Genomic DNA, 25572 nt, shown 5'->3' with positions numbered 1-25572 from the left:
TATTATCAGCGATAGGCGAGATCGATCGCACTCTTTGCGAACAAAGCTAAAGTGCGATCGCTCTGTTGGTGAAAAAAGATAAAGTGCGTTGGCGTAGCCTGCCTAACGGCATATCGCGCAGCCTGTGCCTCAGCACTTATGGCATCCTTATCACTTAAAATAGAAGAGACATATAGCTCTGCGGTTAACATGGACAGGATATCCGTCAACCCTCAAATCCACTTCGGTAAGCCTTGCATAGCGGGTACGCGCATTACTGTACAGAGCGTTCTCGAATTGCTTAATGAAGGGCTTTCTTTTGAAGAAATTATTCGAGACTACTATCCTAACTTGCAAGTGGAAGATATTCGGGCTTGCCTACAGTATGCCATTGCACTGGTGGCAGCGGAAGATGTTCATTTGGCATCAGCTTAATTATGAAATTTCTGATTGACCAGGATGTGTACGCTGTTACCGCAAAGTTTTTGATGGATACTGGACACGATGTAATTCTTGTATCTCAGATTAATCTAGCGCAAGCAAGTGATGAAGAAATACTGACAGCAGATCAAGAACAGAATCGTATTCTTGTTACGCGAGACAGAGATTACGGAAATCTCGTTTTTGTTAGGGCGATCGGAACTGGTGTGATTTACCTTCGAGTTTTACCTAAAACTTTCTATCAAAACCCAAGACCGATCGCTCTGTCAGTCGGATCTTGTCGGAACTTTTCCCCAAAAAATTGCCAAAACGTCGGAAAAATGTCGGAAAGATCGGATAAGATCGGAAAAAGTTAACCCATCTCACCGATCTATGGACATCGCAGAAGTCTTGAAACTTGCGGATGAACTGCTGTTCGTATATACAGGCGATCTCTTATGCTTCACAACTAGGATCTCTCGCCCGTCCGCTTCATCGACTTGTTAGCCTGCGTTTGTACCGATGCTTAGAACTACAACTCATCAATCGTTACCAAGCCGCCCTGCGTAAACTGGATGACAAGCTCATGTTCATCCAGCAAAGCAGTTCCAACCAAGGGTCGCCGTCCTGTCGCAAACACACGAGCTTCTCGCTCCTCTCCGTTCCAAAGAATAATCGCTTTATGAACGGGTAGGATCACTCCGCTATTATCTGCCAAATTTGCACGAATATCATATTTGAAAGGAAGATTCAATAATGCGACTGCTTCTGGTGGTAGACAAAGCTCATCTGTAAATCCTGTGTCTATTACGAACTCAATCGGGAAGTCAGCGCGATTGGGAATCCGAAATGGGATGCTAATAATTGGGTGTCCGTCAGCCACAATACCCGAAATCACTTGATCGCACGCTCCATGACACCACCACCAAAAGCGGCAGCAACATTGTACCCAATTTTGATTCCGAATAGTCGGGCATTCGGATGTTTCTCGCTCAAGTAGTCAGCAGCGCGTAAGCCATTTTCATCAACCCTGTAGTCACCTGTCTCAATGTCAATAATGACCATCTTGCCAATATTTTCTTCAATTTCCACTTCTGGGCGGATTCTGCTTTCGTACAGTCGATCTGCGCGTTTGGCAACTTCTTCGCTGCTTAACAGGATCGCTTGCATAGGTTAACTCCCGATCGCTACACTACTCTCTGCACTTTTCCATAATACCTGACAAATCAATAGGCTTGCCTATCTCTCATCTCGATCGTCTTTGGTAAGCGGTAGGGTGCGTCAGATGTTTAAATTAATTATCTCATCAATAATTTTGATTGTCTGACGCACCCTACGGACTTGTAAAATGTTAACCAATAACCTATGTCCGCTCCAGCCTAACTGGTTCCACCTCCAATCGTCCCGATTTAAGAGTAACATTATACCTTCCTCCACCGCTTAATTGACGCTCAAGTATGTATCTAGGCTGGCGACCATATTCAGTATAAAAAAGAAAGGTAGAAGCACCGGAAAAAGTACGACATTGACTAGGATTTAAAGCCTCGGCGTTACCGTTAAGTCTAAAGGTTATTCTTGATGTAACACCTGTATGGCTACAAATAACAACTTGATTAGGTGCAATTTGAGCATTAACAGCCAATGGCACAAATCCTAATACAGTGCTGAAAGCAGTCAAAACGGCTGCATTGGTCACATTACGCATTTGAATCAATCCTCCTTTGATGTCTAACGATATATCGGCAAACCAAGTTATGACTTTTCAATCAAAACCCAAGACCGATCGCTCTGTCAGTCGGATCTTGTCGGAACTTTTCCCCAAAAAATTGCCAAAATGTCGGAAAAATGTCGGAAAGATCGGATAAGATCGGAAAAACCTACCCATCTGACCGATCTATGGACATCGCAGAAGTCTTGAAACTTGCGGATGAACTGCTGTTCGCATATACAGGCGATCGTCTAGACCATCTGCAAGCAACAATTCTTAAAGGTACATTGCAAGGTCAGAAATATGCCAAAATTGCCGCAGAACACCATTTAAGTGAAGGTCATGTTCGAGACACTGCTTCAGAATTATGGCAAAAATTATCGGAAACTTTAGGTGAAGATGTTAATAAATTAAATGCCCGCAATATTTTAGAAAAATTTATTATCTCTAACAGTGTGTCATCTGGAAATTTTATTAGTTTTCATGAAGTAAGTATTTGTTCAAAACGAAAGAGATTACCTAAACCTTATCCCCTATCCAAATCAACTCAAAAACACCATCTAGACATAGATAACGCCCCAGAAATTACCGCCTTTTACGGACGTTATGAAGAACTAAACACTTTAAAAAACTGGTTAATTCAAGATCGTCCCCGCATCATTACCTTAGTTGGCATGATCGGAATTGGTAAAACCACGCTGGCGATTAAACTAATTGAAGAAATCAAAACACAATTTGAATATATTGTTTATCGCAGTGTCCGCTATTGTCCAACTATAGATACTTTTTTAACTGACTTACTGCAAAGCTTTGTCTCTCCTCCCGTTGTTCCCAATACGCTCGATCGCCAAGTCGATCTATTGCTTAAATTCTTACGCAAACATCGATGTTTGATTGTTATTGATGATGTGCAGATGATATTTGAAAATGGACAATTTGCAGGTCAATATAAATCGGAACATGAGGGATATTATCTGTTATTTAAACAAATTGCCGAATTGTCTCATGCAAGTAGTTTGTTGTTGGTTACTAGCGAACAACCAGAAGATGCGAACGCAACTCGATATAAATTCACCCGTTGTTTAAAACTCGCAGGTTTGGGAGATTCCGCTAAACAAATTTTAAAAGATAAAGAACTTTCAGACGAGCAGATGTGGGATACTTTGATTGAAAAGTATTGCGGTCATCCTTTATGGTTAGAAATGACAGCCACGATGATTCAAGAGTTATTTGCCGGAAGTATCACAGAATTTTTATCTTATCCGTCATTGATATTAAGTAATGAAATTGTCTCTCAACTAAGTCGGATATTGGTAAGGTTAACTGAATCGGAAAAGCAGATTGTGAATTATTTAGCTAAACAAGAAAAAGTTGCTATTTTGGTGGAAGTTTTACAAAAAATGTCTGCGAATTATACACCAGAGATAATCTTAAATGCCATAAGATCGCTCAAAAGACGTTGTTTTTTAGAAGATAATCGGGATGGCTCCTTAAGGCTCGATCGCACTTTAGAAGCCTATGTGCGATCCCTCTTTGCCGATATAGCTTAAGTACATCTACCTTGAGTATAATTTGCGATCCCCAGATTCCCAGGCAATTCTCTACCCTCTTGTAGGGGTAAGCACGTAACCGTTTGTTTCACTATGTAAATGTGAGTTAACAAATCAACGGGATTGCATAGCTATGACAGCAACAAATGTGAGTGCTTACGATCGAGGTAAAGAAGCTTTAAAAAGCTTGAGTGTGGACGATCAACTCGGTTTATTGTGGTTTGTTTACACCAAAATAGGCAAATCAATTACCCCAGCTGCTCCCGGCGCTTCTGGGTCTGAAATTGCTCAGGGATTGTTCGAGCAAGTAAAAGTACTTCCCTTTGACCAGCAGTTGCAAGTTCAGCGCGATATTGCTGCTAGAAAAAACACTCAAATTAGCCGGGAATATGGCTCTTTGAGTCCAGAAACTAAGTTGGCTTTTTGGTACTATTTAGCTCAAGGTATGGACAACAAAACTATTATTCCCGTACCTCCTGAGTATCAACTTCCCCAAGCCGGTCAAGAGTTGTTGGCGAAGATTGAAGGAATGAGATTTCAAGAGCAAATTGATTTCTTGCGCGGTGCAGTATTAGAAATGGGAGCCGAAGCTGCGGGTAGTTCTATCTAGTAGTTTCCAGAAACCCGGTTTTTGAGACGATACCTTCGCCATTTTTTGTAGATTGAGTTGAGGGAAGTCATTTTTTGTAGGTTGGGTTGAGGGAAGCGAAACCCAACGCAAAAGTTGGGTTTCGTTCCTCAACCCAACCTACGAATCTAAAAAACCGGGTTTCTTTAATTCAACGATTCGGAGTAACAGTACAAAGTTGGCGATCGCTCTCGTGAATATGAGGATTAGTTTGCAGGTAATCCCGCAGGCGATCGCAACCACTCAGTAATAGCTCATCCAGCTTGATTTGGATTTGTTTTTTGTCTAAATGCCACAGATACTCTGTTGTTTGATCATCATAACGCAAATTAAATTTTTTGATAGTATTGCTACCTTCTACTCGCTCGCTATCTTTATCTGAATAGAGCGCTTCATGCAGTCTAATCACAGTCAATAACTTAAGATCGGGTGGTTCTTCGATCTCCTGTAATTTTTTGCCAGCTTTAACGCTAGCTACTAATGCTCCCACGCGATCGCGTGAAAGAAGTCGAGCTTCCGACACTGTATTTAGCGCCTCAATCTCTTTTCTTTCTGCTAGTTGCTTTTGCCATTCTGCTTTTCGCGCAAAGAAACCTGCCAGTATCGTTACCGCTGCTGCAATTACCGATATCAAAGCCAATCCAACAAAGCCTCGAAGAATGATTTTTTTGGCTTTTTGTTGGGCTGCAATTAATATTTGATTTGCTTGTTCGACAAATCTTAACTGTTCTTCTGCAAATGTTTGTCTAGCTCTTTCTCTTCGTAATTGTTCCACAATTACTGATACCTGTTGTTGGCGAATAAAAGGCAGCAGATACCCGTAAATTAGTTGATAGCGATCGGCTGGTACTTCTGGCTGCAAAAACACCAAACCCACACCAACTAAAACTGTTAGCACTAAGTCAATTTTTTCTGGCTCTACCTCTAAGCCGATGATTTTTAACTCAGCTACCAACTCAGCACGAGTCTTACGCACACAATTACCGCGATCATCTGTTAACGAATACAAAACTAATCGCGCCACTTGTTCGTTTGGCGTACCGCAATCTCTGATGGCGACGTCTAGAAATAGCTCAACCAGTTTTTCTTTAGATCCAAGCTGTCGATATTGTGTCAGCGTTGTAATTTTTTTTGATTGCAATGTAGCTCCCAGTACCTGCAATTCCATCGGGCGCACTACCCCCCGTTCCCCAGCCAGCGATCGCACGAATTCCTCAATCAAAGCATTTTCCAACTGAAACTGGGCGCGTGCGGTGAGACGTTCGATCGCTAACTGTGCATCGACTACAGAAACATTTTCCAAGTAGTAGCGCATATCCTTATCCAGAATGTTATTGTTGATAACATCCAGGTTGGCAATCCGTTCCCATTCCAACAAATAATGTAAATAGTCCTCTCGCATTGATAGAAGGATTTTCACAAAGGGAAGATTTAGGCAAACGCGCAAAAAATCATAAAAACGCCGCCGTTCTACTGGCTCTGTACAAACACAGAAAAATTGCTCAAATTGGTCAAAAATTAGCACATTTAACAGATGCCGATCGCTATTTATTCGCAATTGTTCTGCAATCGCTTCCACAGAATCTAGCCTCTCAGGAGATTCAAAAGTAATAGCCCGATTTGCTAATTTAATTTCTTGGAGTCCTTCTGTTAACAATCGACCCAAGCCGATCACCCAATCGCTATAATTTGATAGCACCACAGGCAAAGCAATTCGCTCCGATTTAAACCCCGATCTAGTTGGAGCCGGATCTTCTATAAGTCTTTGCTTCAATAGCGGTACTAATCCAGCTTTTATCAAAGAAGTTTTCCCGACACCTGGCTCACCGTGAATAACTGTTAATTTGCGATCGCTGCGACTGAGGCGATCGATCAAACGATTTACATCTTGCCAGCGCAGAGCGATAATTTCCGCAGCTACAGTTACCCCCTGCTCAAATGGCTTGCGGACTGGATTGAGTGCTTGTCGCTGCGGTTGCAAGCATCCCGCACCGATAAAAGCACGAAAACCGTACTGATGCTCGATCGAGCTTTGTTCTTGCTTGAGTCTAAAGGCTTCTAAATAGCGACCTTCCTGGAAGTAGAGTTCGCGCAACTTCTCCAATATTTCGATATACAATTGGGGAGCGTATCGCCGATCGCTTTGGGCCTTAGCCGTTTCCAATTTTTCGATCGCTTCGCGTACCTGACCCAAACACGAAAGCGATCGTCCCAGCAACAACAAATACCAACTTTTATGCCATCTTTTCGCCCAGTCTAAGTTTGGCCCCAATTGCTCGACATTGGCAACCGATTCTGACTCTTGGGCATTCAAAACAATTTGTATAGCTGTTTCTGCGCGTTCCTTTGCTAAATTCCAAGCCGATTTAGACAGCGCCACTTCCGCTAAAAAGCCGTAAGCTTGTGCCAATCTCGTAAAATCGGGATAGATTTGATGGATATCCCGCGATCTTGTAGCAACCATTTCTAGCAGATCCCACTGCTGTAGTCGTTTGTACGCCTCTCCCAAAGCATTGATAAATTTCGCTACCACATCCTGACGTGACAGTTGTTCAAAAATATCGATACATTGCTGAAGGCGATCCCGCGCTTGAGAACAAGCATCTGCATATTGGGAGCGATGCAAAACTGCATATCTGAGCCACCAAACACCCAAATAGAATAGCAGACAGCCTTGGCGTTCTCGATAAACTGAGTCGGGGAGTGGCGAAGAGGAGGAATTTTGGCTTTTGACTTTTGACTTTTGACTTTTGACTTCCGCGCTCTCCCCTTCCTCCCAAAAAGCGAGACTTTGCTCGTAAAGTTGACGCGATCGCTCCATATCATCATTAATAAAAGCCTCGCGCCCTCGCAGAAAAGCCAAACTGGCTTCTAGATCTGGGTCTAAACTAACACCTCGGCTTTGCAAATCTGAAAAAGCATCATCGAGTTCTTGGCGGTGTGTAGAAGTTGTCCAATCGAAGGTACTATAGACAGAAGCATTATCGGCGGTCTGTAAAACCCTGGCAAATAAAGAATCAGCCTCTGTCCGGAGAAAGTCAATTAACTGCTGTGTAGGCATTTCAAACTTAATTGTGGGAGCGGCAAAACTTTTGAAATCCGGTGCCAATCGCGTCAGTTTGTGGAGTACAATATCTGTCACCCACAACACCAGTGGGAAAGGAAAATTTTGGCAGAACTGATCCCGCATTCTATTCGTAGAAACTAGCAAATCGTCAAGAGCGATCGCAGATTCCAAACCCAAAACCATCAGAGCTTGTGGAAACTCTTCAGAAACTGTTCCCAGAATAGTCGCGTGCAATTGCGTGACAGACTTTGGTAAAACCATCTCGCACATTTTAACGCTACATCGCTGCCTGAAATTGCGGACTGTTTCTGCTCGCAAGCGTGCGTAATTACATAACACTAAAATTAGCTCAAATTCTCCCTGAGAAAGCACGAGCGCCCGTGCCAAAGTTTGCAACGAACGCTCGTTATGGGAGTAAAAGCTTTCTTCCCGATGGGGGTCAACCATGACTCAAGTTTTTTTGCTGCTGCCAAGATTTATACTTTTCAGTTTCTGCCAAAGCGGGATTGATCCCAAACCAGCGACCGACAGAATCCCGGTATTCAAATATAAACATACTTCGCAGCAAGGTTTGGTATTCTATTTCGCTTCGGATACTGGAAAATTGCACCACTTGCAACAGCAAGTCCCACTCGCTTTCGTCGATCGCCAATAATAAGTCATCCCGATTCCTTGTAATCACAGTTTCCAAGCATTCGCGGGAAATCGGTGGGTCTTCTCGCTGGAGACAGCTATAGAGCAGCCCCAACAAGTTTCGCACATGACCGCCACTGATACGGCACAATCGATCTAAAGTCTGCGGGCTGTCGAAAATCTCAGAGATGGCGTTGAGTCGCATATCTCTCTCCAATTCGGGAAATGCTCTGGCGAGTACCAGCTGTCGCAACAGCGCCATACCGTCCGGACAATCTTGCCCATCTCGTAATTTTACCTGCACCATTGGCAGAACTTTAGGAGCCAAACCACCCCCCAAGCGATTCTTGAGAGTTTCATAATCATTAGAGAAAATTAACGATAAGGGAATAGTGTAAACTACGTGACAATTGAGCTTTTGCAACTGTTCGCCTCTATCGATAAACAGATACTCCGGTTGCGATCGCCCGCTAGCAGTCACCGGTCGCATATCTACCCGATCCAAGTTATCGATAATCACCACCAGTCCTTTTTTGCCGCGTCGCTTCAGTTCCGAGATAGCGCGGGAGAGCAGCTCTTCGTTGATCGATTGCAATATACTATTGGTGCGGGGTTCTAGATATTGCCTTAACTGATGGCGGAGTTTGGGAGCAGCTTGCGTTTTGGCAGTAATCTTGCCGATCCCCAGCGATAGTTCTGCTTGTGCGCCAAGATCGATCGGAGTTTGCAAGAAATCGACCATTTCCTGAAACAGGTTGACAAAGTAGGTAGGTTTGAGCTTAATCCCGATCGCTTCTAAACTAGCGCTGACTTGACGAGCGATCGCCAGCAGGATATCTGTAATATCAACATCCGCCATATCTAAGTCTTGGCTGGATTCAAAGTAAACTACATGAAGTCCTTGCTGCTCCAACTCCGTCCTTAACCGTTGCAGTTCCGTAGACTTACCGCAGCCAATGTGCCCGGTAAATAGCTGGCAAGTTGGCTCATCCGGTGAAATGCGGGTGATGGTTCGTTCTAATTCCTCAATGATCTTGCCACCGCGCACACTGGCGAAATCAATATAATACTGTCGATCCTCTGCATTCCCGACTATAAGCGTTCGGCTGGGATTGCAAGCCTTAAAAAATCTGGGAAAATCTAACATATTGTTTACTCAATGCGATCGCACTCGTCCCTATCCAACACACTCGACCGTCAACAGAGAAATCCCTCTCCAGACAGATCGCTCAAATATCAAGGATCTCAACCCGCCCCTCGAATAAAACGGTGCAGGGAGAGGAAGAAAGGGAAATCAAAGCTCCTCAAATCATTTTTACAGTCCCTTCCAGCTTAAAATCGGGAAGTTAGTCTCTTAAATATTTGCTTAAAACGATTTTTGCCAATTTCGATTCTTTTGTCGCGCTCTACAACGCTTTGCGTGCCAATTGTCAAGGGGTTCCGGATTCTCAGAATTTAACTAGGAAAAATCAGCTGTTATGTATAATAATCGGCGGTTGTCTTTAGGATTAGAAAAAATAGTAAGCAATTTCTCTGGAAGGCTTAAGCACACTCAACTAACCAGTCGCATTACATCACAGATTAGAGGGATATAGCAGAATGACTAGCATCATAGCAGTCTCGCCATCAGAGCTGAGCCAGCGACGGCAAAGCTTGCGTCGGCTTCGTCGTCGCCAAGTAGTGCATGAAATTTGGCGAACTTTAGCGCTATGCGGTTTGGCAGGAGGCTTAGTCTGGGGAAGCAGCCAACCCGTCTGGACAATACAGGAAGCAGAGCAGATAGATATTCAGGGAAATCAACTTCTTTCGGATCGCACGATTCGGTCTTTGTTATCCTTAACCTATCCCCAGTCTTTGCTGCGGATCGAACCGCAAGAAATTGCCGAAAAGCTGGAGTCTAAGCAATCCCTGATTGCGAAAGCAACAGTTACTCGGCAGCTATTTCCACCCGGGTTGACGGTGCAAGTCCAGGAAAGACAGCCAGTAGCGATCGCGCTGAGCGGACGCTACGCGAATGTCTGCAAACAAGTTGGGTGCAATTTTTTGGCAGCCGCAAAAGAGGAAAAAAGTCCATCCCAACAATCAACGGTAGGGTTGCTGGATGAAAAGGGTGCCTGGATATCGATAAAAAGTTACACCAGCATAGAAAAATCTTTTCCTTTGCCTACGCTCAAAATCATCGGTTCTCGCGAGCGGTATCTGCCATACTGGTCTAAAGTTTATCAAGTAGTTCGTCGCTCACCAGTGAAAGTTTCTGAGATTGACTGGCAAGACCCAGAAAACTTAATCTTGAAAACTGAATTGGGTGCAGTACATCTGGGGCCGTACAGTTCCCAGTTGGGGGAGCAACTCAAAGTACTCGATCGGATACGCGATCGGATGAGACAATTGTCAGCTAAACTAAATGGACGCCGGATCGATTATATCGACCTCAAAAAACCAGAAGCCCCAGCGATTCAATTGCTAGAACCAGGGAGTCAGGACTAATAGGCCGATAGCTGCTGGCAATAGAGCAACAGCGATCGCCCTGGCAGGCTATTTGAAAAACGCTTTGCCATCCTAACTATCCGGCTTGTCATTTAAGATTGGTTTTTCAACCGACTTACCCTATAGTTGACTTGAGCTACCTAAAATTGAAAAGTTGTTTACTAGCTATTTTTGAAAAGCAATGACGCTTAATAATAAACAGGGGCTCGCTTTTAACCGTTCCCAAGCAGAGGGACAACCGGGTTTGGCACCGACGATGGACGCCAATAATCCGTATATGAATTCTGGTTTTCAGTCAGGTCAAGTTCGCGATGCCAAAGGTATGGTTGACGAAACAACTCGAAGTAGCGAAATCGTGCCAAGTCGGGTAGCAAAAATAAAGGTGATCGGTGTCGGCGGTGGCGGTAGCAATGCGGTAAACCGCATGATCGCCAGCGATGTGGCAGGTGTTGAGTTTTGGGCGATCAATACAGATGCCCAAGCTCTGACCTTATCATCTGCCATGAAACGATTGCAAATCGGACAGAAATTGACGCGAGGTTTGGGTGCGGGGGGCAATCCGGCGATCGGTCAAAAAGCCGCAGAAGAATCTCGCGACGAAATCGCCCAAGCTGTAGGCAATTCGGATCTCGTTTTCATCACCGCAGGTATGGGAGGTGGTACGGGTACGGGTGCAGCACCAATCGTGGCAGAAACGGCCAAAGAAGTGGGAGCCTTAACAGTTGGGGTGGTGACGCGACCTTTTCTATTTGAGGGAAGGCGACGCACGAACCAGGCGGAGGAAGGCATTGCGGCTTTGCAAAGTCGCGTGGATACGCTGATTATTATTCCCAACGATCGCCTCCTATCGGTAATTCCGGAAACAACCCCCGTCCAGGAAGCTTTCCGGGTGGCAGATGATATTCTCCGTCAAGGTGTGCAGGGGATTTCCGATATCATCACCATCCCAGGTTTGGTCAACGTTGACTTTGCCGATGTCAGAGCCATTATGGCTGATGCAGGCTCGGCTTTGATGGGCATTGGTGTAGGATCGGGCAAATCTCGCGCCAGAGAAGCTGCGATCGCCGCCATTTCCTCTCCATTGCTGGAAGCTTCCGTGGATGGAGCCAAGGGTGTGGTGTTTAACATTACCGGTGGCACAGACTTGACTTTGCACGAAGTTAATGCTGCGGCAGAAACTATTTATGAAGTGGTCGATCCCAACGCTAACATTATTTTTGGGGCAGTGATCGACGAACGGTTGCAAGGCGAAATCAGAATTACGGTAATTGCCACGGGGTTTAGCGGCGAGGTGCAAAGCACTCCGCAAGCGCGGGTAGCGAAAGTGCAACCGCAGCGACCGATCGCACCAGCGCCTGTTGTTAAACCTACCCCAGCTCCGGAAACCCAAGAAAAACAATCAGGCGGCTTGGATATCCCGGATTTTCTGCAAAGACGACGCCCCCGAAATACGTAAAAATTAAAAATTAAAAATGAGGAATGCTTCATTTTTATTTTTTGTTTGTGAAAAACTCGGTGTACTCTTATTCTCACTATGACGGCAACAACCGGATCGAGCGTACCCGTAGCTTTGACAATAGCAGGTTCGGATAGCGGTGGCGGTGCGGGAATTCAAGCGGATTTACGGACATTTGCCTTTCACTGCGTCCACGGCACCAGTGCCATCACCTGCGTGACGGCTCAGAATACTGTGGGGGTAACGCGAGTAGACCCTCTCTCAGCAGAGGCTGTCATCGCCCAAATTGAGGCGGTGGTAGCAGATATTGGGGTGCAAGCTACCAAAACGGGGATGTTGCACAATCGGGAAATCATTGCCGCCGTGGCCGATCGCGCAGAAGTTTTGGGGTTGGATAATTTGGTGGTCGATCCGGTGATGGTTTCCCGAACCGGGGCGCAGTTGATTGACAATGATGCCGTAATGTGCTTGCAGTCAAAGCTGATACCCCAAGCAATGTTGGTGACGCCAAATCGATATGAAGCACAAATATTAAGTGGCTTGCCAATTCATACGTTGGATGATATGAGGGCAGCAGCACAGCGCATTCACAAGCTAGGCGCTCAGGCAGTGTTGGTAAAGGGAGGAGGGATGCCGGGAAGTCTGCGCGGTGTGGATATTTGGTTTGATGGGAATCGACTGGAAACTTTGACTGCCGCGATGGTCGATACAAGTAACACTCACGGCACTGGCTGCACCCTCGCAGCTGCGATCGCAGCTAATCTAGCATTGGGTAAAGATTTACGCTCCGCCGTCCGACTGGCAAAGGATTACGTCAGCAACGCCTTGCTATACGCTTTGAGTATCGGTCGAGGTCAAGGCCCGGTAGGACATTTTTTTCCGCTCATACGGAAAAATGGCGATCGATAAAAAAATTTTGGGAATAATCTTGTGAGATTTTCCCGATTTGGATTATTCTGAGGCATAGTTGTTCTACAGGTTGCCTCTGTCTGACGCAATTCTAGGTAAAGCGTCTTACTTCCTCCCCGACCGTTAGGTGCGGGATTTCCCAAACGATCGTGAGCTTTATGACATCTAACTTCAATCCCAAGCAATCGGTGTCCCATGCGAGTGCAGGTCATCATCCCCAAGCACCAGGAGCTTACTCACCTTCCGTACCAATTTCGCTCTATCGAGAATTGGCAGCAGAGTTGCAAGCAACTAAGGTGATGTTAGACTCGTTGAACAACCAAAATCAACAACTATCGCAACACAATCAACAGCTGCGTCGGGAAATCGAAAAGGTTGTTCACGCCGCGCTGCATTTACAGCAAACAGCTGACACATCCACAACCGTTGGCTGGAGTCAGATTCCCCACAGCTATCCCGAAACTCATCCAGAATTAAGGCCCGAACCAACTCGGCCCATCCAGTCAGCGCGTCCCATGCCTCGCCGCCGCAGCTCGGTTCCTCCTGCTGCACCTTCGGCGTCTGCGGTTGACACTGCTAATATTTTCGCAGATATGGAGCCCGACGTTTCACCTTTGCAAGAAAAAATGGTGATCGAACAGCCGGAAGTCCGCCACCGTCGTCGTTCCCAGCCAGAAAAAAGCTCTGAGGTGAATGGCTGGTGGTTGACGCTGGCGATCGTTATGATTGTGGTGACGGCATTCGGTGCTGGTTATTTGATTATGCGTCCGCTGCTACCGAAGCGATAAACTGGTAAAAGAGGCGATCGCATTTAGGACTCAGGATCTTTGGGTGCGATCGCTACTTGAAAACCCAGTGCATCCAGTAATTCAATAAAAGTGTAAATTTCAGTAGCATTACTTTCTGTTAGGATTCGATCGAGCTTTTCATGCAACTGCTTCGCTGAATCCGAAAGTCGATCGCTTTTTGCACAAGCCTCTATAACCTTTCTAACCGCGTTTCGGAGTAGTTCTGGTTCGGGGTCTTTTTCCTCTAAAATAGCTTCTATGTAGCCAGCAGCGTGTTATGGGTCTTTCAGACATTCAATTAGAAACTCGCGGTAGCGATCGCTAGTTGGCATTTTCGGAATTCTGCCATCAGGCGTAATATAAGGTCGAATTTCTCTTGGGGGTGCTTCCATGATTTAATTTTATACCTGTAATAACACTAAGAAAAACTATCCATATCTTCCTTATAAAATGACCACGAATATGAACTGTAACCTTTACCACGACCATACATTTTTTTGGCATCTGACGATAAAAATCCTTCGTTGTTTTCTACTAGCTTCCACCATCCTACCGATTCAGGAAGAACTTCTATCTCTTTTATCCTTATTTTATTAAGATTGGAGATGAGACTAACTTCAATTTTAATTTTATTTTGCCCTACCCACTCTTTAACAGTCAAATTTCCCTCAAATGAGTTATTTGAGCGACGATGTAAAATCATAGTAGCTGACTTGTTACCAAATTCGCCATACCAAATTTCATCGCTTGCTTCTGCTTTAGAAAATGACCAATAGTATGAACCGTAGCCTTCCCCTGTGCCAGATATTTGTTTTTTATTTGATGACAATTGCCCTTGATTTTTCCCTAGTACCCATACTCCTCGCTTAGGTTCCGATAATACACGGATTTCTCCTATATTTAGATTATTTGTTTTGTGGTCAAGGTTGCCTTTAATCGCGATACGAGAAAGACCTTTACTATATTGAACTGTGAGAACTCCACTAAACGAATTACCTGATTGATGAGTAATAGTCAGACTAGCAGGAGCATTGTCAAACTCGCCATACCAAATCCCAACCATTAGAGGATTCAAATCTTTTATTACCTCATCAACTGATTTATACCTTTCCCCTAGATCTATTTTCAGCATTTTCTCTAAAATTTGCCCCAACTGTTGACTAATATAAATCCCATTCGATCCCAAAACATCTCCCCATAACCACCGATTTTCCTGGGGGTTAAATAATTCATCTGGACAAACATTAGTCATTAAATGAATACAAGTCACACCCAAAGCATAAATATCACTTGCGGGATAAGCTACACCATAAGTCATTTGTTCCGGTGGTGCATAACCCAAAGTTCCCACAGTTGTCCCTAAATAACTAACCGTTCCACTCAATTCTTTGGAAATACCAAAATCAATCAGCACCAGTTGACCATTTTGGCGGCGCATAATATTTTCAGGCTTAATATCCCGGTGAATTACACCTTTTTGATGTATGAATTTCAAGAGAGGTAGCAAATCCTTTAATAACTGGTAAGTTTGTGGTTCGTTGTAAGTTCCCTTTTGTTCTAACTCCTGAAGTAAATTCTGCCCGTCGATGAATTCTTGCACGAAATATAATTGTGTATCTTGTTCCAAATAAGCAAGTAAGCGTGGAATTTGGGGAGACTCATCGCCTAGTCGATCGAGCATTACCGCCTCACGGTTAAAAAGTTCTACCGCCTTCTGGAAATCTGCTGGGCTTTTGACAATCTCAGGATGTGGGGAAAATTGCTTAATCACGCAGCGCTTTTTTGAGGGTGTCCTTTCATCCACCGCTAAAAAATTTCTGCCCATACCGCCAGCACCGAGAAAATCAGTTGCACGATAGCGATCGTCCAGCAGCAACTTTTTACCGCAACTGAAGCAAAAAGCTGTCCCTGGTTGGTTTTGCGGTTTGGGACAATTGGGATTGAGGCAATAGCTCATACTGGCGAGAGATTGACAAATTGAATCTATCTTACAATCTTCCCTTGATTGGGGGAGAGGTCAAGCATTTCAAGGAAAAATTCTGTAAATCTCTTTTCGATGAGCAATTCTTTCACAAATTAAGGTGTTTGTCTCTTCCTCAACCGTGATGCCAATTCGATAGACACCTACACGAATCTTATATTTATCGCTATAACCTTTCAATTTTTGCAAATATCCTAACTCAAAAGGATTTTCTGACTCCAATTCTTGAAAAACGATAGGTTCGACTCGGCTTTGTATCTCTGCTGGCAAAGCTGCAAGTTCTTTCAAAAATCGCCTAGTGTATTCAACTTTCCACATCACTTCCCTTTATAAATTTATAGTAGCTTAAAGCTTCTTCCTTGGAAAGTCGTTCTTCATTCTTAGCTTCTGCGATTAACTTTGCCAATCCGTAATCTTCTAATATTTCCTCAATTTTCTCAAATTCAGCAATCGGAATTTGTACGGCTATGGGTTGCTGATTTTCGTCAAGAACAATGTTTTTATGAATTTTCAGCATTATTGACTTGGTAATTCACAATAGTTTCACTATGGATATTATACAGCATACAGTCGCTTTCAGGTGAGTGTGGTACAGAGAAACCCGGTTTCTTCAAGAAACCGGATTTATGGAGCGTAGTTTATGCAACTGAAAACCGCTATAAGTGTCCTGTCTGCATGAAACCAAACCCCGAATTATTAGCACACAGTTTCAATTCCATTATCCAAAATCGATATCATTTCCTCTCCACCTGACTCCTCATCAACTTTTGCACACTAACCAAAGCCCGATTTAATTCATAATTCTTCCTGTCAGGATTCTGCAAATACGCCTGCTGTTCCTCCTCAATCATTTCCACATCCTGACGCACCAAACCATCGAGTAAACCTTTCGCTGCATTAAAGCAAATATCTTTCACGAATCGCCGAAACCATACGGGCAATTTGTGCAAACGCCAAAACGCATTCAGCGATGTGAAATGAATCAGATAAGCGCGAGTTTCGGTTTCATTCACCGGACAAGGCAAACAGTAAATCTTAAAATCTTTTCCTAATGTTGAAACCCAGTGCGGATAAACGTAACTCACATCCAACGGTTCGGGATGCAGACGCCGCAAAGCTGGGAAAAATAATTGCGAAATTGACCATATTTTATCTATTTTATAATAACTTTGGGCTTGATAGTGAGCATCAACGCGGTTATTGTCTTCGTCAATATCTTGCAGCACGGGGTCTGCCCAAGCTTGCCAGTCTTGATGCAAATGTCCGTGATACATATCCATCAAGTTTTCGATTAAATAGGAATAGTGGGCTTGACACTGAATAATTGCCACACTACCTATATAATTGAGATGTTCCCATTCCGGTAATCCCATAGGCGAGATAGTTTCAGCTAAAGCTTCATCTCCGGGAAATAGCCAGATGAAACCATCTTTCTCTTGGACGGGATAGCGGCGAATCTGACAATTTGGTAATTTTTGATTGGCTGCTAAGTAGGGAACTTCGGCACATTGACCATCGCCATTAAAACGCCATCCGTGATAGGCGCATTCTAAGTTGTCACCGATAACTTTACCGTGGCTTAGTTTAACTTGACGATGGGGACATCTATCTTCTAAAGCGTGGATTTTACCTGCACTATCTCGATAAATAACTATTGGTTGATGCCAGAGGGTGAGGGCGAAAGGTTGGGTTTTCACCTCTGCGCTGCTGGCGACAACGTACCAGTGATTTGGATTGATTCCTAGTTGACGAACATCGCGAGATTGGTTGACTGAGGAAAGGGAGGTCATAAGGGTATTAATTTTGTTGATAAGTTATTTTTTTACCGCAGATGAACGCAGATGAACGCAGATAGTAACGCAAGTTGCTAGTTATATAATTGAGGCTGGTATTAGGTAAGTTGTTGTGCTTTAGCGCTATTAACCCAAGTTGCTAGTTATTAATTTTGAGTCTGTAGGGTGCGTCAGCAGGCAGAATTTTGGCGATTATCATTAATTATATGGCTCTGACGCACCCTACTTCATGTAAATAGCAACTTGAGTTATTATATCAACTAGGATAAGAGCGCTAAAGCGCAACTACGTACCCAGAGGTTCATCTGCGGTGAAATTTCAAATTTTCAAAACACCTTCTGGGTTGACGGAAAGTAGGGGACGCCTCTGCAAACCTTCGCGATGCAGGATTTCGTTTGCTGCGAGTAATCCGCTACTGATTGCGCGTTCCATTAAGCCGCAAGGGAAGGGCATTTTTACCCAATCTCCGGCAAACATTAGGTTGGGAATTGCTGTGCTGGTTTGGGGTCGTTCTGCATAACTATTTGGTGGATAACCTGAGAAGTTTTTCTGATTGACTAATTCGCGGTGTAAGATATTGGCTTCCTTGAGTTCTGGTACAATTTCGTACAGTTCTTGCTGGAAAGTAGCGAGTAATGCTTCCTGAGTGGGAAATTCTTTTTCTTTGTAGCAATAGGCGTGTAACTCGACAACGCTACCGCCAGTTTTTTTCGCCCATTCAATAAATTGTGTTTGGATGCGGTGGTAGAGGGTGATGCTGTCTGTGAGGCGATAACCGGAGAGGGAGGTAAACCAACTTTGCGACCATTCAAAGTCGCGATCGAACCAAAATCTACACACGGCAAACGGGTCTGCTATACTCAATTTGGCTACCTGTGTCTGCACTCGGTTATCTATATTGCCAGTCATTAAAGTAAATAAGTGCTGCACTCCCGGCACATCTGCGGCGATGACGTAGTAATCTGCTTTGATAGTTTCCGCAGATGTTTGTTGTGGGGAATTGGTGGCGGCGAGTAATTGCGATCGATCGCCCTGTCGCTGTACAATTTTGTATCTGGGCAAATCTCTTTGTGCTGGCCCTTTCACCACTTTACCGTCAGCGTCGAAAACCGCACCGTGACAGGGACAGTGAAACTCACCATTCGCTTGTTTCTGAACAGTGCAACCTTGGTGAGTGCAAGTGAGAGAAATCGCTTCAGTTTCACCAGACTTAGCGACAAAAACTTCATCACCAGCGCCGAAATATTCCATCTTGTCATCGGCGATAACATCATTGCGAGTTACCCAAAAAGGAACATCGCTACCGCCATTCCCTTGCTGATAACTCAACGAAGCAATCTTTCCTTCGGAACAATTAATTTCTCTAACCGTTGCAGATGTAATTATTTTACCGCCCTTACTTTCAATTGCCCTCGCAATGGGTTGTACCAAACTCGTACCCATATCATCCTTAGTGCCGTTGAAAGCTAACCCCTCCGGATTGCCAAAAAAGTAAAAGTGGAAAAACTGCATTAATTCTCCCACACTCATTTTATCTGGCGCATTCAAACTAGATTTGGCAAACGGGAGAAAGTACAAGTCATAAAGTCCTCTGGGAAATTCTTTCTCAACCCACTCCGAAACTGAGATGTTGTCAAGATTCTGAAAAGTTCTTTCAGTTTGGAAACCAGTAATCGCCCGGAAAACTTGCCAATGTTCCCACTTAGTCAGATTGATTCCCCAAGTTAATCTGTTCGGAGATGCTATTGCCAAATCTACAATATTCCAGGGAAAAGCTGAATGACTGGGGCGAAATACTTCTGGTTTGTATTTATCTCGATAAACAACCGAATAGAATTTCAAATCTACAAAGTTGTCTTTAATTCCCAGTTCGGTAACTAAACTCTTGAGGTTATAATACTGGGGAAAAAAGCCGTGAAACCCGTGTTCCATCATAAAAGTTTCATCGCCGACTTGGATAGGCCAACTGGCGATTTTGCCTCCCAACTGCGGCGCACGTTCTAAAAGGGTGACGGCGAAACCCCTTTGGCTGAGTTCGTAGGCACTGGCTAATCCTGCCAACCCACCTCCAATGACTGCGACGCTAATAGGACGATTCAACCAGCGCGGCAAATCTAGGCTATCTTTCTGAAAGACAGTCGGCTGCGGCTTGGAAAACCGCGAGTATCCGACTATACCGCTGACTGCACCGACACCGAACATCTTAAATAATGTGCGTCGGGAAATGGGCTGCGAAAGCGCGTACCTTGATAATGGATTCATGAACTACCCTACTGACTCCTCACACAATGAAATATTGGCGCGAAACGCTGGCTGTGGCGCAGCGAATTTTGATTGAATTGTTGCGACGGCGACGCAGCCTGATTTTTTGGTGTATCTTTCCGGTTTCTGTCCTTTTACTTAACGGTTTTATTGTGGCAGAACGCGCCCAACTGTCAATGGCTCAGGCTTTTGAATACGCTGCCCCCACAACGGTGGTCGGTGCGGCGTTGTTTTTTAGCTGCCTGGGTGGTAGTGTAGCAACCGTGGTGTCAGAACGAGAACAGCAAACCCTCAAGCGTCTGTTTATCTCGCCGCTAAGCGGAATTTCTTACTTTCTGGGCATTTTTGTAGCTCACAGCTGCATAGGTATCGGTCAAACTCTCCTAATATACACAATTGCGGCTTTTTGGCAAGCCAAGTTTCAAGGTTCTATCCTGCTGGGAGGAATTATTATTTTACTAAGTATTATCTCGTATGTTGGTGTAGGGTTTGTTCTCGGTACGCAATTTGCGCGTCGCACTGAAGATGTCAATGCTTTGGTGGCGGCTTTTGGTGTGCCTCTGTTAATTTTGGGGGGTGCGTTTGTGCCAAGTTTCGTGTTTCCTAAGACTCTACTGAATCTAGCTAAATATAACCCAGTTTACCATATGATTCAGGCGTTTTTACAAGTGTCTGATGAGGGAAAAAGTTTTGCTGATATTGAGTTTCATTTTTGGTTTTTATATGCTTTTGCTATTTTAATGATGGGAGCGGGATGGCTGTGCTATCGGCGAATGTTAAGTGTAGAGAGGAGGTTGTGAGAGTATTTATTTTAACGCAAAGGGTCGCAAAGGGAAACGCAAAGGGTCGCAAAGAAAAATTCTTTCTCTGCGTACCTCTGCGAGAACCTCTGCGTACTTTGCGTTAAAAAAAAGGCTCTATACGAAGTTAGGATACTAGGTTTTATGCTGCATATCAAAAGGTTAAGTAAGTCTTTTGGGAAGCGACAAGTTCTTCAGGATTTGACCCTGCACGTTCGACCCGGTGAAATTTACGGTTTGTTGGGGCCAAATGGCGCTGGGAAGACTACTACTATCAATATAATATGTAATTTGCTGAAGGAGGATAGGGGAGAAATTACGCTTAATAAGCAACCGATTTCTGAGGCGACTAAATCGCTGATAGGGGTAGCGCCGCAAGATAATTTACTTTACAACAGTCTCACTTGTGCGGAAAATTTGGATTTTTTTGCGCGGATTTACGGGTTATCAGCACAGCAGCGTTGGGAACAGGTACAAGTTTGTTTGGAAGCGGTTAATTTGGTAGATAGGGCTAAGAGTCCGGTGGAAACTCTCAGCGGTGGGATGAAGCGACGGTTGAATATTGCTGTGGCTTTGGTACATCAGCCGAAGTTGGTGATTTTGGATGAACCGACGACGGGTTTGGATATTGAGGCGCGTTATGAGGTTTGGGAGTTAATTCGGAATCTGAAAAAGCAGGGTATTACTGTTTTGTTGACGACGCATTTGTTGGATGAGGCTGAGCGGCTTTGCGATAAGATTGGTATTATTAAAGGTGGGCGAATTGTGGTTGAGGGGAGTTTGTCTGCGTTGCGAGAATTGATTCCGGCGCAGGAAATTATTGTGGTGCAAACGCGAGATGAGGAGAGTGCGATCGCACGCGCCAAACAACTCGGTTTCACTCACCGTCGCTACGGTAATGACTTGGCTTTTTGGTTGCCAAAACATTTGGAATTGAAGGAAATTATTGCTTGTTTTGATGGGATTGCTGTGGATGCGATCGCGCGATCGCCTGTGCGTTTGGAACATATTTATGTGGAGGTGACACAAAATTAAAAATTATGTTCGAGTTCTCCAGCAGAATTTTTATAACAAAACCCCCTATCTCTTTCAGTCGATAGATAACAGCAAAGCTTTCACTAAATCACCAATAATTACCTTAGCTTTCTCATGTTCTGGTAGTGGCACCCTAATCTCCAAAGTTCCGTTAATATAAGCTAATCGAGAAGTACGTTTTTCTCCCAATTCTTCTAAAATTGCCTCAAATTCCTGCCAACTTACATCATGGAATAATACCCGATGTCCAGGCGGTACGCCCAATTGCCGCAGTTGCAGCGTTACCATTTGATTCTCCTGAATTAATTTTCTTAATTCTAACAATATGTGCCGCATATAATAGAATATAATCACAGAGAGATGACGGATTATGATCTGCTGCCTCAACCCCGATTGCCAGAAACCTTTCAATCCTGATGGGACAAAGTTTTGCCAGAGTTGTGGCTCAAAACTGGTGCCTCTGCTGAGAAACCGCTACCGTGTTATCCAACCAATTGGTAGGGGAGGATTTGGACGCACCTATTTAGCTGAAGATGTAGATAAATTAAAAGAACGCTGTATCGTTAAGCAATTTGCACCGCAACTGCAAGGAACTGGCGCACTGCAAAAAGCTATAGAATTATTCGAGCAAGAGGCAAAGCGACTGCAAGAATTGGGAGAACATCCCCAAATTCCGACTCTGTTAGCCTACTTTGAAGAAGACAAATATTTGTACCTCGTGCAGCAGTTTATTGAAGGTCAGGATTTGTTGAAAGAGTTAGCACAGCAAGGAGCTTTTAGCGAACAAAAAATTTGGCTACTTTTAAACAATTTATTGCCAGCTTTTAAGTTTATTCACGAACGCCAAGTAATTCATCGAGATATCAAACCGGAAAATATTATTCGCCGCAGTAACAACGGTCAGTTGGTTTTAGTTGATTTTGGTGCGGCTAAGTTCGCAACTGGAACTGCTTTGCAAAAAACGGGGACGGTGATTGGCACTCCGGGTTATGTTGCGCCCGAACAAAATGCAGGTAAAGTAGGTTTTGGTAGCGATATTTATAGTTTGGGAGTTACTTGTATTTGTCTGCTAACTGGAAGCGAGCCTTTGCAATTATTTGATGTTGATGAAGGTGTTTGGGTGTGGCGAGAACATTTAATTAGTCCAGTAAGTGATTCGCTCGGTCAAATCCTAGATAAAATGTTGGAACTTGCCCCGAAGCGACGTTACCAATCAGCTGATGAGGTACTCTACGCGCTGAATCCTAATACGGTTGTGTCCAAGCGCAATCAAACTTCTTCATCAACATCTCAAACTCAGAATTCCAGGTGTTTGCGAACTTTAACTGGACATTCAAATTGGGTTACGTCTATTGCTATCAGTGCTGATGGGCAAACTCTTGCCAGTGCTAGTTTTGATGGTACTGTCAAAATTTGGAATATCGATAGCGCTCAACTGCTTCGCACTCTATCTGATAAAAAATCGGGTGCAGTTTTATCAGTAGCGATTAGTCCTGATAGGCAGACTCTTGCTGCTGGTTGTGAGGATGGTAAAATTAGAGTTTGGAACTTTACAAATGGTCAACTGCTTCGTACTATTGGTAATTGGACAATATATAAGCATTTAGGACGTGTAAATTCTGTCGCATTTAATTTTGACGGACAGTTTATTGCTAGCCTTTGTAAAGCTGACGGTCATATCAAAACTTGGAAGACGAATACGGGTAAATATGTGGATTTTTTATCTGGTGCAGAAGGTATAAATACTATTGCTTTAAGTCCTGATGGTAAGAGCATAGCTGGTGGAAGTCAGAACACAAAAATTAAGATTTGGAAACAAGGATTTTTTGGAGTATTCCTCAGTCGATTAGGGATTAGTTCTAATGTTTCTGGACATTCGGGAAGCGTTCGTTCTGTTGCGTTCAGTCCTAACGGAAAAATTCTCGCTAGTGGCAGCGAAGACAAAACAATCAGACTGTGGGATATAAACACTAAAGAATGTACTTGGGAAATACCTGGACAGCATTCTGCCTCAGTTGATACTGTTGCCTTTAGTCCCGATGGAAAAATTCTTGGTAGTGGTAGTGCAGATAAAACAATCAAACTGTGGAGTATAGAAGACCATCTAAAAAATATTGGCACTTTCAATGGTCATTCTGGTGCGGTTAATTCTGTTGCTTTCACTCCAGATGGTCGAATTCTCGCGAGTGGCAGTTCTGACAATACAATTAAAATTTGGCTGGTGTCTGTTTAAATTTTGCTATCAGGTAGTAGGATCGAGAGTATTGGGAAGAATATGAAAAGCGTGAAAATTCCAACTAGCGATCGCTACCGCGAGTTCCTAATTGAATGTCTGAAAGACCCAGAACACGCTGCTGGCTACATAGAAGCTATTTTAGAGGAAAAAGAACCCGAACCAGAACTACTCCGAAACGCGCTTAGAAAGGTGATTGAGGCTTGGGAAAAAAGCGCTCGCCTCTCCGAATCAACAAAACAGTTGCATGAAAAACTCGATGGAATACTGACAGAAAGTAATGCTGTTGAAATTTATACTTTTATTGAATTAATGGATAAGCTAGGTTTTCGAGTTGCGATTTTACCGAAAGAAATTGAAGTGTGATACATGACAACAGACTTGCCCGATTTTGATATGATGCGATTTGTGCGATCGAGAGAGCGATCGCACAACTGCTGAATTACGATAAAATCATGGAAGTACAACCAAAGCAAATTCGACGTTATATTACCCAAGATGGCAGAGTTCCTTTTGCTCAGTGGTTGGATTCCCTTCGAGATACAAAAGCCAAAAACCGCATTCAGTTGAGGCTTGACCGAATTGAGGAGGGTAATCTGGGGGATTGCCGTTCAGTTGGAGAAGGAGTTTTTGAGCTTAGAATTGATTATGGCCCTGGTTATCGAGTTTACTTTGGACAAATAGGATCTATTATTGTACTTCTCCTCTGTGGCGGAGATAAAAGCACTCAAGATCGAGATATTCGCAAAGCTAAGGAGTATTGGGCTGATTATGAAAAATCTGAAAACGCCAACGAGTGATAGCTATCACGACTACCTAATTGAATCTCTGAAAAACCGTGAAGAAGCTGCTGGTTATATTGAAGTAGTGCTAGAAGAAGGAGGCGATCAACCAGTATTATTACGCAAGGCAATTAGAAATGTGGTTGAGTCTTGGGCAAAAAGCGATCGACTTTCCGATGCAACAAAACAGTTGCATGAAAACCTCGAACGAATGCTAACGGAAAGTAATGCTGCTGAAATTTATACTTTTATTGAATTAATGGATAAGCTGGGTTTTCGAGTTGCTATTTTACCGAAAGAACCTCAAGCGTGATACCTAATACTATCAATGACTGAACAAGAAGGAATTCAGCTTACTCCAGGTGGTGAGAAAAAACTCGGCAATCTTGTTAACCTCAAAGATTACACTATTGCCGATGCAATTCGAGAACGTGGCGGCGGTCAAGGTCAGGTTAATCAGTTACGATCGGATTATCAAAATCTCAAAGTAGGTGAATTAGCTAATCTCGCTGCTGAAGGAGACGCTGACGCTGAAACTGCAATTAAAATACTCAAACAAGCAAGGAAAAAGAGAGAAAAATATGGCAACAGATGAATTTCCGATCGGACAACCTCTAACATCAGTATCAACACTAGAAGATACAGAATTTTCTAGCCATGAACTTTGCCTGGATAAAATCCAATTATTCTTTCAAGATACTACAGTTACCCTGCTACCAATTGCCGATACTGATGAAATAGAAATAATACAGGAAACCACTAACGCACCTTCTGCGGAAAATACACCATCTTGGTGTCAGTCTTTACTTGGTAAAAAGTTGATGACAGTTTGGATATGCGAAAATGACCGAGGTTATCGAGATCAAGTGATTTTCGCGTTCGAGTATATGCGTCCCAGCATTGCCTTTGTTGCCGAAGGTTCGGTTCTCAAAGCTTTTCGTCACCAAGCAATTTACCGTGTAAAATCTGAAACTCAGTTGCAGCATAGCCAAGTTGACGCGCCATCCCCACTCCAGCACAACCCTAGAACCGTCGAATCGCGATAAACTGTTCTAGCTAGA

The 25572-nt window shown here is 43.8% G+C and carries 28 protein-coding genes; 16 read left to right on the top strand and 12 right to left on the bottom strand.

Annotation, left to right across the window (positions count from 1 at the left end; genetic code table 11):
• Positions 1-5: 5 nt before the first annotated feature.
• Positions 6-191, bottom strand: coding sequence for a hypothetical protein (locus tag ACE1CD_RS28385; RefSeq protein ID WP_374826939.1), 186 nt, complete (start codon positions 189-191; stop codon positions 6-8).
• Between ACE1CD_RS28385 and ACE1CD_RS28380 the strand changes: the two genes are divergently transcribed.
• Both ACE1CD_RS28380 and ACE1CD_RS28375 read left to right on the top strand, forming a co-directional pair.
• Positions 190-414 (top strand): DUF433 domain-containing protein, encoded by a 225-nt coding sequence (locus tag ACE1CD_RS28380; protein WP_374826938.1) that lies wholly within the window; start codon positions 190-192, stop codon positions 412-414. The genes ACE1CD_RS28385 and ACE1CD_RS28380 overlap by 2 nt on opposite strands.
• A 2-nt stretch (positions 415-416) precedes the next feature.
• Positions 417-776: a DUF5615 family PIN-like protein gene (locus ACE1CD_RS28375; RefSeq protein ID WP_374826937.1), complete on the top strand. Its 360-nt coding sequence runs from the start codon at positions 417-419 to the stop codon at positions 774-776.
• A gap of 155 nt (positions 777-931) precedes the next feature.
• On the opposite strand, the gene ACE1CD_RS28370 is transcribed toward ACE1CD_RS28375, so the two are convergent.
• The 3 genes from ACE1CD_RS28370 to ACE1CD_RS28360 form a co-directional block, all read right to left on the bottom strand.
• Entirely contained in the window at positions 932-1297 is a 366-nt protein-coding gene (locus ACE1CD_RS28370) for a clan AA aspartic protease (protein WP_374826936.1), read from the bottom strand.
• Positions 1294-1569 (bottom strand): hypothetical protein, encoded by a 276-nt coding sequence (locus ACE1CD_RS28365; protein ID WP_374826935.1) that lies wholly within the window; start codon positions 1567-1569, stop codon positions 1294-1296. Before ACE1CD_RS28365 ends, ACE1CD_RS28370 begins: the two co-directional genes overlap by 4 nt.
• A 193-nt stretch (positions 1570-1762) precedes the next feature.
• Entirely contained in the window at positions 1763-2104 is a 342-nt protein-coding gene (locus ACE1CD_RS28360; RefSeq protein WP_374826934.1) for a hypothetical protein, read from the bottom strand.
• A gap of 191 nt (positions 2105-2295) precedes the next feature.
• On the opposite strand from ACE1CD_RS28360, the gene ACE1CD_RS28355 reads away from it, so the two are divergent.
• Complete coding sequence (locus ACE1CD_RS28355) at positions 2296-3657, top strand: NB-ARC domain-containing protein (protein WP_374826933.1); 1362 nt, start codon at positions 2296-2298, stop codon at positions 3655-3657.
• A 133-nt stretch (positions 3658-3790) separates the two neighbouring features.
• The gene (locus tag ACE1CD_RS28350) at positions 3791-4267 is read left to right on the top strand and encodes an orange carotenoid protein N-terminal domain-containing protein (RefSeq protein WP_374795862.1); all 477 of its coding nucleotides are present in this window, start codon (positions 3791-3793) and stop codon (positions 4265-4267) included.
• 169 nt (positions 4268-4436) lie between these two features.
• Here ACE1CD_RS28350 and ACE1CD_RS28345 read toward each other — a convergent pair whose 3' ends face one another.
• Positions 4437-7799: a hypothetical protein gene (locus ACE1CD_RS28345; RefSeq protein WP_374826932.1), complete on the bottom strand. Its 3363-nt coding sequence runs from the start codon at positions 7797-7799 to the stop codon at positions 4437-4439.
• Complete coding sequence (locus tag ACE1CD_RS28340) at positions 7792-9132, bottom strand: P-loop NTPase fold protein (RefSeq protein WP_374795864.1); 1341 nt, start codon at positions 9130-9132, stop codon at positions 7792-7794. Before ACE1CD_RS28340 ends, ACE1CD_RS28345 begins: the two co-directional genes overlap by 8 nt.
• Before the next feature lie 452 nt (positions 9133-9584).
• Here ACE1CD_RS28340 and ACE1CD_RS28335 point away from each other — a divergent pair, with 452 nt between their 5' ends.
• From ACE1CD_RS28335 to ACE1CD_RS28320, 4 genes are all read left to right on the top strand, one after another.
• The gene (locus ACE1CD_RS28335; protein ID WP_374795865.1) at positions 9585-10472 is read left to right on the top strand and encodes a cell division protein FtsQ/DivIB; all 888 of its coding nucleotides are present in this window, start codon (positions 9585-9587) and stop codon (positions 10470-10472) included.
• A 322-nt stretch (positions 10473-10794) separates the two neighbouring features.
• Positions 10795-11928, top strand: coding sequence for a cell division protein FtsZ (gene ftsZ, locus ACE1CD_RS28330; RefSeq protein ID WP_374796058.1), 1134 nt, complete (start codon positions 10795-10797; stop codon positions 11926-11928).
• 78 nt (positions 11929-12006) lie between these two features.
• Positions 12007-12837 carry a bifunctional hydroxymethylpyrimidine kinase/phosphomethylpyrimidine kinase gene (gene thiD, locus ACE1CD_RS28325; RefSeq protein WP_374795866.1) on the top strand — a complete coding sequence of 277 codons (831 nt, stop codon included), beginning with the start codon at positions 12007-12009 and terminating at the stop codon, positions 12835-12837.
• Between the two features lie 158 nt (positions 12838-12995).
• Positions 12996-13625, top strand: coding sequence for a hypothetical protein (locus ACE1CD_RS28320; protein ID WP_374795867.1), 630 nt, complete (start codon positions 12996-12998; stop codon positions 13623-13625).
• A 418-nt stretch (positions 13626-14043) separates the two neighbouring features.
• Here ACE1CD_RS28320 and ACE1CD_RS28315 read toward each other — a convergent pair whose 3' ends face one another.
• The 5 genes from ACE1CD_RS28315 to ACE1CD_RS28295 all read right to left on the bottom strand — a co-directional run bounded on the left by ACE1CD_RS28315 (position 14044) and on the right by ACE1CD_RS28295 (position 19661).
• Complete coding sequence (locus ACE1CD_RS28315) at positions 14044-15582, bottom strand: protein kinase (RefSeq protein ID WP_374795869.1); 1539 nt, start codon at positions 15580-15582, stop codon at positions 14044-14046.
• Between the two features lie 69 nt (positions 15583-15651).
• The gene (locus ACE1CD_RS28310) at positions 15652-15894 is read right to left on the bottom strand and encodes a type II toxin-antitoxin system RelE/ParE family toxin (RefSeq protein WP_374795870.1); all 243 of its coding nucleotides are present in this window, start codon (positions 15892-15894) and stop codon (positions 15652-15654) included.
• A gap of 16 nt (positions 15895-15910) precedes the next feature.
• Positions 15911-16123 (bottom strand): hypothetical protein, encoded by a 213-nt coding sequence (locus tag ACE1CD_RS28305; RefSeq protein WP_374795871.1) that lies wholly within the window; start codon positions 16121-16123, stop codon positions 15911-15913.
• A gap of 217 nt (positions 16124-16340) precedes the next feature.
• Positions 16341-17396, bottom strand: coding sequence for a Rieske 2Fe-2S domain-containing protein (locus ACE1CD_RS28300; RefSeq protein WP_374795872.1), 1056 nt, complete (start codon positions 17394-17396; stop codon positions 16341-16343).
• Between the two features lie 321 nt (positions 17397-17717).
• Positions 17718-19661, bottom strand: coding sequence for an FAD-dependent oxidoreductase (locus ACE1CD_RS28295; RefSeq protein ID WP_374826931.1), 1944 nt, complete (start codon positions 19659-19661; stop codon positions 17718-17720).
• A 26-nt stretch (positions 19662-19687) separates the two neighbouring features.
• Here ACE1CD_RS28295 and ACE1CD_RS28290 point away from each other — a divergent pair, with 26 nt between their 5' ends.
• Both ACE1CD_RS28290 and ACE1CD_RS28285 read left to right on the top strand, forming a co-directional pair.
• Entirely contained in the window at positions 19688-20461 is a 774-nt protein-coding gene (locus ACE1CD_RS28290) for an ABC transporter permease (RefSeq protein ID WP_374795874.1), read from the top strand.
• Positions 20462-20605: 144 nt separating this feature from the next.
• Positions 20606-21496 carry an ABC transporter ATP-binding protein gene (locus ACE1CD_RS28285; protein WP_374795875.1) on the top strand — a complete coding sequence of 297 codons (891 nt, stop codon included), beginning with the start codon at positions 20606-20608 and terminating at the stop codon, positions 21494-21496.
• Positions 21497-21550: 54 nt separating this feature from the next.
• On the opposite strand, the gene ACE1CD_RS28280 is transcribed toward ACE1CD_RS28285, so the two are convergent.
• A complete protein-coding gene (locus ACE1CD_RS28280; RefSeq protein WP_374795876.1) occupies positions 21551-21784 on the bottom strand; it encodes a hypothetical protein in 234 nt (77 codons plus the stop codon).
• An 82-nt stretch (positions 21785-21866) separates the two neighbouring features.
• Here ACE1CD_RS28280 and ACE1CD_RS28275 point away from each other — a divergent pair, with 82 nt between their 5' ends.
• The 6 genes from ACE1CD_RS28275 to ACE1CD_RS28250 all read left to right on the top strand — a co-directional run bounded on the left by ACE1CD_RS28275 (position 21867) and on the right by ACE1CD_RS28250 (position 25557).
• Complete coding sequence (locus ACE1CD_RS28275) at positions 21867-23729, top strand: protein kinase (protein WP_374795877.1); 1863 nt, start codon at positions 21867-21869, stop codon at positions 23727-23729.
• Positions 23730-23771: 42 nt separating this feature from the next.
• A complete protein-coding gene (locus ACE1CD_RS28270; RefSeq protein WP_374795878.1) occupies positions 23772-24095 on the top strand; it encodes a transcriptional regulator in 324 nt (107 codons plus the stop codon).
• Between the two features lie 89 nt (positions 24096-24184).
• A complete protein-coding gene (locus ACE1CD_RS28265; RefSeq protein ID WP_374795879.1) occupies positions 24185-24529 on the top strand; it encodes a type II toxin-antitoxin system RelE/ParE family toxin in 345 nt (114 codons plus the stop codon).
• Positions 24501-24824 carry a DNA-binding protein gene (locus ACE1CD_RS28260; RefSeq protein WP_374795880.1) on the top strand — a complete coding sequence of 108 codons (324 nt, stop codon included), beginning with the start codon at positions 24501-24503 and terminating at the stop codon, positions 24822-24824. The genes ACE1CD_RS28265 and ACE1CD_RS28260 overlap by 29 nt, the downstream gene beginning before the upstream one ends.
• 15 nt (positions 24825-24839) lie before the next feature.
• Positions 24840-25106 (top strand): hypothetical protein, encoded by a 267-nt coding sequence (locus ACE1CD_RS28255; protein ID WP_374795881.1) that lies wholly within the window; start codon positions 24840-24842, stop codon positions 25104-25106.
• A complete protein-coding gene (locus ACE1CD_RS28250; protein ID WP_374795882.1) occupies positions 25093-25557 on the top strand; it encodes a DUF6334 family protein in 465 nt (154 codons plus the stop codon). The genes ACE1CD_RS28255 and ACE1CD_RS28250 overlap by 14 nt, the downstream gene beginning before the upstream one ends.
• The last annotated feature ends 15 nt before the right edge of the window (positions 25558-25572 follow it).

Origin of the sequence: Aerosakkonema sp. BLCC-F183, from assembly GCF_041929145.1 — a bacterium.
In the GTDB taxonomy this organism is placed as follows: domain Bacteria; phylum Cyanobacteriota; class Cyanobacteriia; order Cyanobacteriales; family Aerosakkonemataceae; genus Aerosakkonema.
Note: the sequence above shows the minus strand (reverse complement) of the source record. Positions and strands in the feature narration are given on the sequence as shown.

What these genes read in the sequence shown, in the direction of transcription:
- ACE1CD_RS28380 (WP_374826938.1), top strand. Translation starts at nt 190, where the DNA reads ATGGACAGGATATCCGTCAACCCTCAAATCCACTTCGGTAAGCCTTGC.
- ACE1CD_RS28385 (WP_374826939.1), bottom strand. Translation starts at nt 191, where the DNA reads ATGTTAACCGCAGAGCTATATGTCTCTTCTATTTTAAGTGATAAGGAT.
- ACE1CD_RS28375 (WP_374826937.1), top strand. Translation starts at nt 417, where the DNA reads ATGAAATTTCTGATTGACCAGGATGTGTACGCTGTTACCGCAAAGTTT.
- ACE1CD_RS28365 (WP_374826935.1), bottom strand. Translation starts at nt 1,569, where the DNA reads ATGCAAGCGATCCTGTTAAGCAGCGAAGAAGTTGCCAAACGCGCAGAT.
- ACE1CD_RS28360 (WP_374826934.1), bottom strand. Translation starts at nt 2,104, where the DNA reads ATGCGTAATGTGACCAATGCAGCCGTTTTGACTGCTTTCAGCACTGTA.
- ACE1CD_RS28355 (WP_374826933.1), top strand. Translation starts at nt 2,296, where the DNA reads ATGGACATCGCAGAAGTCTTGAAACTTGCGGATGAACTGCTGTTCGCA.
- ACE1CD_RS28350 (WP_374795862.1), top strand. Translation starts at nt 3,791, where the DNA reads ATGACAGCAACAAATGTGAGTGCTTACGATCGAGGTAAAGAAGCTTTA.
- ACE1CD_RS28345 (WP_374826932.1), bottom strand. Translation starts at nt 7,799, where the DNA reads ATGGTTGACCCCCATCGGGAAGAAAGCTTTTACTCCCATAACGAGCGT.
- ACE1CD_RS28340 (WP_374795864.1), bottom strand. Translation starts at nt 9,132, where the DNA reads ATGTTAGATTTTCCCAGATTTTTTAAGGCTTGCAATCCCAGCCGAACG.
- ACE1CD_RS28335 (WP_374795865.1), top strand. Translation starts at nt 9,585, where the DNA reads ATGACTAGCATCATAGCAGTCTCGCCATCAGAGCTGAGCCAGCGACGG.
- ftsZ (WP_374796058.1), top strand. Translation starts at nt 10,795, where the DNA reads ATGGTTGACGAAACAACTCGAAGTAGCGAAATCGTGCCAAGTCGGGTA.
- thiD (WP_374795866.1), top strand. Translation starts at nt 12,007, where the DNA reads ATGACGGCAACAACCGGATCGAGCGTACCCGTAGCTTTGACAATAGCA.
- ACE1CD_RS28320 (WP_374795867.1), top strand. Translation starts at nt 12,996, where the DNA reads ATGACATCTAACTTCAATCCCAAGCAATCGGTGTCCCATGCGAGTGCA.
- ACE1CD_RS28315 (WP_374795869.1), bottom strand. Translation starts at nt 15,582, where the DNA reads ATGAGCTATTGCCTCAATCCCAATTGTCCCAAACCGCAAAACCAACCA.
- ACE1CD_RS28305 (WP_374795871.1), bottom strand. Translation starts at nt 16,123, where the DNA reads ATGCTGAAAATTCATAAAAACATTGTTCTTGACGAAAATCAGCAACCC.
- ACE1CD_RS28300 (WP_374795872.1), bottom strand. Translation starts at nt 17,396, where the DNA reads ATGACCTCCCTTTCCTCAGTCAACCAATCTCGCGATGTTCGTCAACTA.
- ACE1CD_RS28295 (WP_374826931.1), bottom strand. Translation starts at nt 19,661, where the DNA reads ATGAATCCATTATCAAGGTACGCGCTTTCGCAGCCCATTTCCCGACGC.
- ACE1CD_RS28290 (WP_374795874.1), top strand. Translation starts at nt 19,688, where the DNA reads ATGAAATATTGGCGCGAAACGCTGGCTGTGGCGCAGCGAATTTTGATT.
- ACE1CD_RS28285 (WP_374795875.1), top strand. Translation starts at nt 20,606, where the DNA reads ATGCTGCATATCAAAAGGTTAAGTAAGTCTTTTGGGAAGCGACAAGTT.
- ACE1CD_RS28280 (WP_374795876.1), bottom strand. Translation starts at nt 21,784, where the DNA reads ATGGTAACGCTGCAACTGCGGCAATTGGGCGTACCGCCTGGACATCGG.
- ACE1CD_RS28275 (WP_374795877.1), top strand. Translation starts at nt 21,867, where the DNA reads ATGATCTGCTGCCTCAACCCCGATTGCCAGAAACCTTTCAATCCTGAT.
- ACE1CD_RS28270 (WP_374795878.1), top strand. Translation starts at nt 23,772, where the DNA reads ATGAAAAGCGTGAAAATTCCAACTAGCGATCGCTACCGCGAGTTCCTA.
- ACE1CD_RS28265 (WP_374795879.1), top strand. Translation starts at nt 24,185, where the DNA reads ATGGAAGTACAACCAAAGCAAATTCGACGTTATATTACCCAAGATGGC.
- ACE1CD_RS28260 (WP_374795880.1), top strand. Translation starts at nt 24,501, where the DNA reads ATGAAAAATCTGAAAACGCCAACGAGTGATAGCTATCACGACTACCTA.
- ACE1CD_RS28255 (WP_374795881.1), top strand. Translation starts at nt 24,840, where the DNA reads ATGACTGAACAAGAAGGAATTCAGCTTACTCCAGGTGGTGAGAAAAAA.
- ACE1CD_RS28250 (WP_374795882.1), top strand. Translation starts at nt 25,093, where the DNA reads ATGGCAACAGATGAATTTCCGATCGGACAACCTCTAACATCAGTATCA.